This window comes from Bradyrhizobium sp., from assembly GCF_019242285.1.
Taxonomy (GTDB): domain Bacteria; phylum Pseudomonadota; class Alphaproteobacteria; order Rhizobiales; family Xanthobacteraceae; genus Bradyrhizobium.
Window position 1 is genome coordinate 1 of record NZ_JAFAVV010000440.1, and the last position, 9,498, is coordinate 9,498.

Below are 9,498 nucleotides of genomic sequence, written 5' to 3' on the forward strand. Positions count from 1 at the left end.
GCGAGGGTGCGGTCTCGGTCGATCAGGCGGTGCGTCTGATCGAGAAGAAGCCGGTCATGAGCCTGGCCCAGCCACTGGCGTCGGCGGTCGACAAGAGCACGGTCTCGAAATTGCAGATGGATCTCGTGCTGGCGCCGGGGTCCTGGACGCCGGTCTATTCGGTCAAGGCCAAGTAGCGTAAGGCCGGGCTGGCGGCATTGCACTGCCGCCGGCCTTACACGGAGCAGGAGATGGAGGGAAGCACGGACAGCACGCCGGTCGAGCCGTTGCTCGCGCTGCGCGGCATCTCCAAGCGCTTCACCGGTGTGCAGGCGCTGGCCAAGGTCGATCTCGATGTCCGCGCCGGCGAGCTGCACGTGCTGTTCGGCGAGAACGGCGCCGGCAAGTCGACCTTGATCAACGTCGTCGCCGGCACCTACTGGCCCGATGAGGGCACGTTCCGCTTCGGCGGCGAGGACATCCATCACCTGCCCCCCCAGCGGGCGCGGGCGATCGGCATCAGCCCGGTATTCCAGGAATTCTCGCTGGTGCCGAGCCTGACGGTCGAGGAGAATCTGTTCCTCGGCCGCGAGGCCGCGAGCGGCGGCATCTTGCGCGTCGGCGAGATGCGCAAGCGCGCCCGCGCGCTGATCGACGAACTCGGCTTCGACCTCGATCCCGGTAGCCGGGTCGACGATCTGTCGCGCGCCCATCAGCAGATGGCCGAGATCGCCAAGGCGCTGCTCGGCCGCGTGCGCCTCCTGATCCTCGACGAGCCGACCGCATCCTTGACCGAGCGCGAGACTGGGCGGCTGTTCGAATTGATCGAACGGCTCAAGCGCCAGAATGTCGGCCTGATCTATGTCTCGCATCGCATGCGCGAGATCCGCGCGCTCGCCGACCGCGTGAGCGTGCTGCGCGACGGCCGCCTGATCAAGACGCTCGACGCCGCGGCCTGCACCGACGGCGACCTCGTCGAGCTGATGACCGGGCGCAAGATCGACCTGCTGTACCCCGTGATCACGCACAAGCCGGACAGGATCGCGGTCGATGTCGAGAACCTGACGCTGGTCGACGGCAGCGTCCGGGAAGTCAACTTCTACGCTCAGTCCGGCGAGATCACGGGCATTGCGGGGCTGGTCGGCTGCGGCAAGTCCGAGCTGATCCGCGCCATCTACGGGCTCGAGCCGATCGCCGCCGGCCTGATCCGCATCGACGGCGTGCCCTACGAGCACCCGGCGCCGCGCCAGAGCCTCAAGCACGGCATCGCCTATTTCCCGGCCAACCGGGTTGCCGAGGGGCTGGCGCTGTCGCGGCCGGTCCGCGAGAATGCCTCGATGACGGCGCTCGATCTCGATTCCTTCGCGCAGTTCGGCGTGCTGCGCCCGGGCGCCGAGCGCGCCGCGATCGCGCTGATCATGGACCAGCTCAAGCTCAAGCCGCCCAACATCGAGCGGATCGCCGGCGCGCTGTCCGGCGGCAACCGCCAGAAAGTGATGCTCGGCCGTGCGCTGACGCGGGAATTGACCGTGTTCCTGTTCGACGAGCCGAGCGTCGGCATCGATGTCGGCGCCAAGCTCGAGGTCTACCAGTTCATGAAGCGGCTGGTGGAGGCGGACGCCGCAGTGATTGTGGTGTCGTCGGAGCTGCCGGAGGTGCTGGCGCTGTCGAACCGGCTCTATGTCATGCATCATGGCCGCATCGCCACCGAACTGAAGGGCGAGGCCAGGACCGAGCAGAACGTGCTCGCGAGCTTCTTCAAGGAGCATTTGACCGCGGAGGTCGCATGAGCACGGCGGTCGCCGCGTCCTCATCGCGCCCGGGCCTCGATCTCAGATCCCTCGCGGTCCGGATCGGCTTCCTGCCGGCGCTGCTGATCGCCGTCGTCGCCGGCATGTCGGCGATCGACCCGCAATTCTATGGCACCATCAACATTCTCAACATCCTGCGCAACGCCTCGTTTCTGGCGATTGTCGCCTGCGGCCAGGCGCTGGTGATCGTGGCCGGCGGCTTTGATCTGTCGGTCGGCGCCGTGGTCGCGCTGGCGAGCGTGGTGATGGCGAAGACCATGGCGGCGACCGCCCACGCGCTGCCGGGCCAGACCACCCCCATCATCGTCTGCGGCGTCGCCGCCGGCCTCGGCAGCGGGCTCGCGGTCGGCCTCGTCAACGGCCTCTGCGTGGCGAAGCTGAAAGTATCGGGCTTCGTGGTCACGCTCGGCACCATGTCGGCAACCGCCGGTGTCGGGCTGATGATCACCAGCGGCATCCCGGTCTACGGCATGCCCGATGTGTTCGTGAAGGGCTTTGGACGCGCCCAGCTCTTCGGCCTGCCGACTGCCGTCTACATCGCACTCGCGGTCATCCTCGTCATGGTGTTCGTGCAGCGCCGGACGCTGTTCGGTCGCTATGTCTATGCGATCGGCGGCAATGTCGAGGCGGCGATCGTCTCCGGCGTGTCGATCCAGCGTCATGTCGTGGGCACCTATGCCGTCTCCGGCCTGCTTGCCGCGCTGACCGGCATCCTGCTCACGGCGCAGGTCGGCTCGGGCCAGGCGAGTTTTGGCGGCGACCGCATGATGCTGCAATCGATCGCCGCCGCCGTCATCGGCGGGGTCAGCCTGCGCGGCGGCATCGGCCGGATCGAGATCGTCTCCGTCAGCGCGCTGTTCCTGACCATTCTCGGTAATGCGCTCAATCTCCTGCACATCGACTCGCGCCTCCAACCCGTGTTCCTCGGCATCATCATGGTCGCAGCGGTGGCGCTCGATGAGCTCAGCCGGCGGAGGAGGACGCAGCGTGTCTGACGCCGGTCTCGTTGTCGTCCGTCGGGACAGGGTGGGCGGCCTGCTGCTCCAGGCCTTGCTGCCGATCGCGCTGGTCGTGATGGTGCTCGGCTTCGCCGTCGTCGACGCGAGCGTGCTGTCGCCGGCCAATCTCCTCAACATCGCCCAGCAGACGAGCTATCTCGCGCTGTTCGCGATGGCGCAGACGGTGGTAATTCTGACCCGCGGCTTCGACCTCGCGCTCGGGCCGACGGTGTCCATGGTCAGCGTCGGCACGGCGCTCGCGATGGCGACGACGACGGCCACCGGCCACGGCACCGCGACGGTACTGCTCGCAGGCTTCGGCGCCGGCTTCGGGCTCGGCATCGCCTGCGGTGCGTTCAACGGTGTCGTGATCGCACTGCTCGGGGTCAGCCCGTTCGTCGCCACACTCGGCAGCTACAACGTTGCCATCGGCATCGCCACGACGCTGTCGGCCGGCCGGCCCGTGCAAGGCGTGCCAAAACTGTTCTCGCAGCTGTTCTATGGCGGCAGCGTGCTCGGCGTGCCGGCGGCGATCGCGATCACCGTCGTGATTGGCGCCGCATTGCACCTGATGCTGGGGCGGACCGTGTTCGGACGCTCGCTCTACATCATCGGCACCAACCCGCGCGCCGCGACGGTCGCGGGTCTGCCGGTGAGGCGCATCCTGGTCGCGACCTATGTGCTGTCGTCGACCTTGTCGGCGCTTGGCGCCATCATGATGACGGCGCGCACCGGCTCGGGCGAACCGAATCTCGGCGGCGCGCTGTCGCTGCAGGCGATCGCGGCCGCGGTGGTCGGCGGCACCAGCCTCGCCGGCGGCCGCGGCGGGGTCGGCACCGCGGTGCTCGGCGCGCTGTTCATCACCATCCTGTCCAATGGCATGAACCTCACCCGGATCGACGGCTATGTGCAGATGGTGGTGCTCGGCGCCATCGTCATCCTCGGTGTGCTGCTCGATCAGGCCCGGCTGGAGCGGCACTGACGATCGGCTCGCGAATAAACGATTTGCGATCGAGAGCCGTTGCACTACCATCCCGCACCAATCGATCGAGCGGAGAACGGCATGGCACGTGTGCGTTGTATCACCGAGATGGGCATGGGCGTCGACGTGCACGGCAAGGATGCCACCAAGGCGGCCAGGCGGGCGGTGTCGGATGCGATCCGCCATTCCAGCCTCGGCTTCTTCCGCATGCTCGGCAAGACCGCCCAGGACATGTTCGTCGATGTCACCATCGCCGTGCCCGATCCGGCCGCGGTCGATGCGGTGGCGGTGGCCAAGGAGCTGCCGTATGGCACCGTGAAGGTTGCGGCGGTGAAGGGCGGGCTGGAGATTCCGGCCGAGCAGGGCAGCGATTCCATCATCATCGCGAACGCGGCCGTGATCGTCAGCCTCGACGACGGGAAATAGTGGAGAGAGGAAGAGATGCCAGCGAAAGACCGCGACTTTTCTGCCGTGGCCGCTTCCATGGGGCGCTATGTGGACCAGGAGATACTTCCGGGCGTGTCCTGGGCGGTGCTGCGCGGACGCGAGGTGGTCGACCAGCAATGCGTCGGTTGGGCCGATCGCGAGGCGGGCACAGCGCTGCGGCCCGACCACATCTTCCGCGCGTTCTCCAACACCAAGCTCATCGTTACCTGCGCGGTCATGCTCCTGATGGAGCAGGGCCGGATCGAGCTCGACGACAAGGTCGAGACTTTCCTGCCGCAGCTTGCGAACCGCAAGGTGCTGAAGGCGGGCGCCACCAGCCTTGCGGACGTCGAGCCGGCGAACGGCCCGATCACGATCCGCCAGTTGCTCACGCATACGGCGGGTCTGAGCTATGGGCTGTTCGATCCGGAGTCCGTGCTGTTCAAGGCCTACAACGCGGCGATGGTGCTCAATCCCCTGACACCGCTGACCGACCTCATCGACCAGCTCGCGCGCCTGCCGCTCTCCTATCAGCCCGGCACGTCCTGGGAGTATTCGGTCGCGACCGATGTGCTCGGCCGCGTCGTCGAGGTCGTCTCCGGCACGCCGCTCGATGCCTTCCTCAAGGCGCAAATCTTCGATCCGCTCGGCATGGTCGACACCGGCTTCTTCGTGCCCGAGGCCGAGCTCGGCCGGCTGGTCGCCAATTATCGTGGCGCCGATCCGCTCGATCCGATGAAGCCCGGCCTGTTCCGGATCGACGACAAGCCCTGGCCGCAGGCCTATCGCCGGCCGTTCCCGAGATTGTCGGGCGGCGGCGGCCTGGTCTCGACCCTGCCCGACATGCTCGCGCTGGTGCGGGCGTTGCTGCCGGGGCCGGACATGCTGCTGAAGCCCGAGACGCTGGCGCTGATGATGACCAACCAGCTCGCCGCGGGGCAGACCATCCGCTTCGCCATGCTCGGGCCGATCGCCGGCAAGGGTTTTGGCCTCGGCGGCGCCGTTACTTTTGCGCCGGCGCCGTTCGATCCGCCGAATTCGACCGGGGAATTCCAGTGGGGCGGTCTGGCAGGCACGCATTGGTGGATCTGCCCCGGCGCCGACACCGCCGGCGTGCTGATGACGCAACGGGACCTGGGCTTCTGGAATCCGTTCTTCTTCGAATTCAAGAAGCTCGCCTACGCGGCCGCTGGCGCCGGTTGAGCGGGCCCTGGCCCGTCGCCTCGCCCGGACTTGCGGGAACGATCGCCCTCGACGTAACCTGCGCGCAGGCCCTCGCGCATTGAGACATTGTCGATGCGGTACCTCGTCATGCCCTTCGCGGCTGCCGCGCTCTTGCTGCAAACCGGCGTTGGTCGGACTCAGGTCGGGCAGTATCCGTTCGCTCTGACGCAAGAGGGACAGGTGCTCGGCGTCGTGCAGGCCGGCGTGGCCTCCTTCAAGGGCCTGCGTTACGCGGCGGCGCCGATAGGCGCGCTGCGATGGCGTCCGCCGCAACCGCCGCCGGAGAGCTCGGACATCCGCACGGCCCGCGACTATGGTCCGGCGTGCCCGCAGCCCATGGCACCCGGATCGGGGGTGAACCGCATGAGCGAGGACTGCCTCACGCTCAACCTGTTCAAACCCTTCGAGGCCGATGATCCCTTGCCGGTCATGGTCTGGCTGCACGGCGGCTCCTTCGTCGCGGGCTCCGCGGCAGAGCGGCTGTTCGACGGCGCGAAGCTTGCTCAGCAGGGCGTCATCGTCATCACGCTGAACTATCGCCTGGGCGCTTTCGGGTGGCTCGCCGATCCCTCACCTGCCGAGACTGCCGTGAACGGCCGTACCGCGAATTACGGCATGATGGACCAGATCGCCGCGCTGCGCTGGATTCGCGACAACATCGCGGCGTTCGGCGGCGATCCCGACAACGTCATGCTGTTCGGCGCTGCCTCGGGGGCCGCCTCGGTTGCGCTGTTGATGCTGTGCGAGCCGGCGCGTGGTCTGTTCCGGAAGGCCATTCTGGAATCGGTGCCCGGCCGCGAACGCGTGCGCGAGATGGAGACGACCGAGGCGGTCGGCAGGCGGTTCTTGCAGGCCGTCGCGCGCGGCGGGGGCGGGAACGATCCGCGCGCCGCGGATTCCGACGTGCTGCTGGCTGCGGAAAAGATCGTGCTCTCCAACTCCGTGCAAAGCTTCGGCCCGACGAGAGACGGGATGCTGGTGACCGACGATATCGCGCCCGGCTTCGAGGCCGGACGCGAGAGCCGCATTCCCCTGATCATCGGCAGCAACGAGGACGAGACGACGTTCGGCGCCGAGCCCGATGTGAGGGAGGAATTGGGTGACGTCACGGACGAGGCGCGCAAGCTCTATCCCGAAGCTTCCGGCCATCCGAAGGCGCTGGCGGCGAGGCTTTATACAGATCGGGTGTTCACCGAGCCCGCCCGGTTTCTCGCCCGCCGCCATGCGGCGACCGGCGCGCCCGTGTTCCGATATCGCTTCTCCTATGTGCCCGAAGCCCAACGTGCCGACGGCGATCGCGTCGGAGAGCTTCCGTTCGTCTTCGGGGCCGACGGCGTGCCGGGCGCCGGTCTGCTCACGCAGAGAGATCGCGAAGTCTCCAATCAGTTGCGGACCTACTGGACCAACTTCGCGAAGACGGGAAATCCCAACGGACCAGGCTTGCCGCCTTGGGAGGACAGCTCGGGTCGCGAACGGCTGCTGTTGATCTCCAATGCCGGAATATCCAGCAGCGACGACCCGTGGTCGGAGCGACTGGACCGGCTCGAGCGCCGGAGCCCGAAGCAGTGATGCTGTTCTAGTGCACGATCTTGATCATCGGGCCCTTCGGCTTGGGCTGCGGATGCTCCTGCGTCGCAGCCACGCATTCATATTGCGGCCATTTCGGCAGTTTCTCGTCGAGATTGACCTCGTGCCATTTCGGATGGCCATTGGCATCGAGCCAGGCCTTGTTCTCGCGGATGATCTTGGCCACCTTGGCCACGTTCTGGCATTGCTCGCCCGCGTAGCTGAAGCTGATCAGAACCGCTTTGACCGCGACGGTCTTCACGTCCGATTGCTGCCATTTGTACGTGCCGGCCGGAATGACCGTGGTGAGATAGCTGTCGAGCGCCTTGTCGTCCAATTCGAGCAGCTGGAACTTGTCATCGGCCGTCGTGTTCTGCGCAAACAGCGTGGCCGGCGCGCCGGCCACGTAGAACATGGCGTCGATGTCGCCCTTGCGCAGGGCATCCAGCGCTTCCGTCCCGCCGAGATAGACCTCCTTCGAGGGCGTGATCCCCGCCTGGAAGAAGATCGTCTTCGCGGTCAAATACGTGCCGCTTCGTTCAGGACCGATCGCGACGCGTTTGTCGTTCAGGTCCTGGAGCGTCTTCAGGGACTGACCGCCGAGGACGTGGACCTCCTCCTTGTAGAGCGGGTAGATGGCGGCAAGCTTGGCGGCGATCGCCTTCAGCTCACGGTCGTCGGAAATGTCGCGGATGTATTCGAGGACGTCCGACTGCACGATGCCGAGCTGGACGCCGCGCTTCTTGCGGACGTCGAACACGTTCTGGATGGAGCCGGCGGATTCGAGAACGTCGAGCGAGATGCCGCTCGGCTCGACGACCTTCTTGATGTCCTCTCCGATCTTGATGTAGGTGCCGGTTACATTGCCCGTGACGATACCCATGTGCTGGGGCGCCGAGACGGACAGAACGAGCAGGATGGCCGAAGCGAGAACCTTCATCGCGCATTACCTCGTACCACAATACAAGTCCGTCGGCCCATGGCTCCGGCCCCCAACAAGCCGATGGTTGCATCGACGGAACTACGACGATTTTCAGAAGAAATTAGTTGCGGCAACCTTGAAGGGAATTGCGGCGAGTGTACGGCGCAAGGGTCGGCGGCAGCAACATCCTGCGGTCGGATGCCCGGTCTCCCGGGGCATGTGTCAAAATGGCAACCTTCACGGACATTGATAGTTGCGCGTGGCCGCCGCTCGCACCGCAGCAGCGGCCCGGCGCATGTTCGGATTCGAATGTCAAACAGCCCGCAATGACGGCGTTGAGGCGTCAGCAGGCATTCCCGCGGCGCGTTTCGCCCGGGTCTTGAGCAATGATCACCCTCGAAACAGGGGAGGGCGCAGGGAATGCCGAGTGCTTCAGCCGCACCCATGGCCCGCGTGCAACAAGAACGCACGCGGCGGTTACCACAGGTTCAGCCGAGATCACCGGCATTCCCTGCGCGATGGTGTTAACGCTTATGCCGTGCTCTTCCCGGGGACCGGGCTTTCTTGCCCCCGTCATCCGCGTGATGCGAAGCATCATCACGAACTAGCGCCAGCGTCGGGGCGCCAGAACCACACGTTTTCGCCGTCCGCGCGACGCTGCTCGTCTCGCAGCATCACCGCGTCCATCGCATCCCGCCTCCCACGTCCGTGACGATCGCGATACGCCCCTCCGATGGAGGCGGGACGGGGGCTATATAGACGTAATTTCTGAAAAAGAGAAGAGAAATTTTGGGCCGCGCGAGGCCATCGCTTCGATCGGATTGAAATGCCTCGGCAAATAGGCGTCGAAATACAGGCGATTTCTCTCTGATTTCATCGAAGGATTCTGTAAGGGGCGACAGAATTCAACTGATTCGCCTGCCCCCCAGGGGCGGCTGGCCTTAGTCACGAGACCGCCATGACGGTCGCGAGCGCGAGATGACGGCATGGCGTTGCGGTTGGCCCTCAATCACCAGACCGCTATGATCTTGCAGATAACCGGGGTGTTCGTCCCACGGTTGCGGTTAGCCCTCAATCACCAGACCGCTATGATCGATCTCACCATCAACAGCGCGCGTGCCGAGTTGCGGTTGGCCCTCAATCACCAGACCGCTATGATCTGGAGCAGTCGTGGTGGATCGCGACCGGCGTTGCGGTTGGCCCTCAATCACCAGACCGCTATGATACCGCGGTCTCGCAATACAACCAGGGGCTCGTTGCGGTTGGCCCTCAATCACCAGACCGCTATGATTGATCCTGAGTTCACTAAAGCTCTTGTAGAGTTGCGGTTGGCCCTCAATCACCAGACCGCTATGATCACATGACAAACAACTATAACAAAGGTTTCGTTGCGGTTGGCCCTCAATCACCAGACCGCTATGATGCGTGGTGCCGCGTCGAGGGGGCTGGGCAAGTTGCGGTTGGCCCTCAATCACCAGACCGCTATGATTGTGAGAACATGCCGGTCTGCGTCGAGGTGTTGCGGTTGGCCCTCAATCACCAGACCGCTATGATCGTCGGTCTTACCACCGCCCCGGGCGCCCCGTTGCG

7 protein-coding genes and 1 CRISPR repeat array are annotated in these 9,498 nt (G+C 65.5%); of the genes, 6 read left to right on the forward strand and 1 reads right to left on the reverse strand.

Translation table 11 applies throughout. The annotated features are described in order from the left end of the window. The first annotated feature begins 230 nt into the window (after window positions 1–230). The 6 genes from JOY90_RS17305 to JOY90_RS17330 all read left to right on the forward strand — a co-directional run bounded on the left by JOY90_RS17305 (window position 231) and on the right by JOY90_RS17330 (window position 6,989). Window positions 231–1,769 carry a sugar ABC transporter ATP-binding protein gene (locus tag JOY90_RS17305; RefSeq protein WP_291692336.1) on the forward strand — a complete coding sequence of 513 codons (1,539 nt, stop codon included), beginning with the start codon at window positions 231–233 and terminating at the stop codon, window positions 1,767–1,769. Continuing rightward, window positions 1,766–2,785 carry an ABC transporter permease gene (locus JOY90_RS17310; RefSeq protein ID WP_291692337.1) on the forward strand — a complete coding sequence of 340 codons (1,020 nt, stop codon included), beginning with the start codon at window positions 1,766–1,768 and terminating at the stop codon, window positions 2,783–2,785. Before JOY90_RS17305 ends, JOY90_RS17310 begins: the two co-directional genes overlap by 4 nt. Next, on the forward strand, window positions 2,778–3,770 hold the full coding sequence (locus tag JOY90_RS17315) for an ABC transporter permease (protein WP_291692338.1): 993 nt from the start codon (window positions 2,778–2,780) through the stop codon (window positions 3,768–3,770). Before JOY90_RS17310 ends, JOY90_RS17315 begins: the two co-directional genes overlap by 8 nt. Window positions 3,771–3,851: 81 nt before the next feature. Then, window positions 3,852–4,196, forward strand: coding sequence for a Lin0512 family protein (locus JOY90_RS17320; protein WP_291692339.1), 345 nt, complete (start codon window positions 3,852–3,854; stop codon window positions 4,194–4,196). A 15-nt stretch (window positions 4,197–4,211) separates the two neighbouring features. Further along, window positions 4,212–5,399 carry a serine hydrolase gene (locus JOY90_RS17325; protein WP_291692340.1) on the forward strand — a complete coding sequence of 396 codons (1,188 nt, stop codon included), beginning with the start codon at window positions 4,212–4,214 and terminating at the stop codon, window positions 5,397–5,399. Window positions 5,400–5,492: 93 nt separating this feature from the next. After that, entirely contained in the window at window positions 5,493–6,989 is a 1,497-nt protein-coding gene (locus JOY90_RS17330) for a carboxylesterase family protein (protein ID WP_291692341.1), read from the forward strand. A 7-nt stretch (window positions 6,990–6,996) separates the two neighbouring features. On the opposite strand, the gene JOY90_RS17335 is transcribed toward JOY90_RS17330, so the two are convergent. Next, on the reverse strand, window positions 6,997–7,926 hold the full coding sequence (locus tag JOY90_RS17335; RefSeq protein ID WP_291692342.1) for a TAXI family TRAP transporter solute-binding subunit: 930 nt from the start codon (window positions 7,924–7,926) through the stop codon (window positions 6,997–6,999). 909 nt (window positions 7,927–8,835) lie between these two features. Then, window positions 8,836–9,462: direct repeats of the CRISPR family, unit length 36 nt; unit sequence GTTGCGGTTGGCCCTCAATCACCAGACCGCTATGAT. Window positions 9,463–9,498: the final 36 nt, after the last annotated feature.